The sequence below is a fragment of the Micromonospora sp. C97 genome, assembly GCF_018070385.1.
In the GTDB taxonomy this organism is placed as follows: domain Bacteria; phylum Actinomycetota; class Actinomycetes; order Mycobacteriales; family Micromonosporaceae; genus Micromonospora; species Micromonospora parva.
Map to the genome: position 1 here is coordinate 1 of NZ_JAGPXU010000059.1, position 750 is coordinate 750.

1 protein-coding gene is annotated in these 750 nt (G+C 64.0%); it reads right to left on the bottom strand.

Going from position 1 to position 750, the window contains the following annotated elements:
- On the bottom strand, positions 1-750 hold a 750-nt coding region (locus tag KBX26_RS31980; protein WP_210867118.1), incomplete at both ends, for a tetratricopeptide repeat protein.

Here is a 750-nt window from a genome sequence, read left to right on the forward strand (position 1 = left end):
GCGAGGTGGGTTCGGACGGCGAGCGCGGTTCGGTAGGCGTTCTCGGCGTCGTTGAAGTTGCCCCGATCTCGAGCGATGTCGCCAAGTTTGCTCTGGGCGATGCTTAGGTCGCGTTGTGCCTCGGTGTCGTCGGGGTTGGTCTCTATTAGGTGTTGGAATGCGGTGAGGGCGGAGTTGTAGGCGGTCTCGGCGTCGTTGAGGTTGCCGCGCTCCCGGGCGATGTCGCCGAGCCTGCTGTGGGTGATGCTGAGGTCGCGTTGTGCTTCAGGGTTGTCGGGGTTGGTCTCTATTAGGTGTTGGAATGCGGTGAGGGCGGAGTTGTAGGCGGTCTCGGCGTCGTTGAGGTTGCCGCGCTCCCGGGCGATGTCGCCCAGCTTGCCGTGGGTGATGCTGAGGTCGCGTTGCGCCTCGGTGTCGTCGGGGTTGGTCTCTATTAGGTGTTGGAATGCGGTGAGGGCGCGGTTGTAGGCGGTCTCGGCGTCGTTGAGGTTGCCCCGATCGTGGGCGAGGTCGCCCATCCGGATCTGCAAGAGCCCATAGATACGTCCTCCTTCGGCTACATCCGCGTCCATCACACGTTGCAAGGCGCTCAGGGCGGCGCGGTAGGCGTTCTCGGCGTCGTTGAGGTTGCCGCGAGCGTGGGCGATGTCGCCGAGTCTGCTGTGGGTGATGCTGAGGTCGCGTTGTGCTTCGGCGTTGTCGGGGTCGGCTTCAGCTAGACGCATATCAATGGCGAGGGCAGCGCGATGG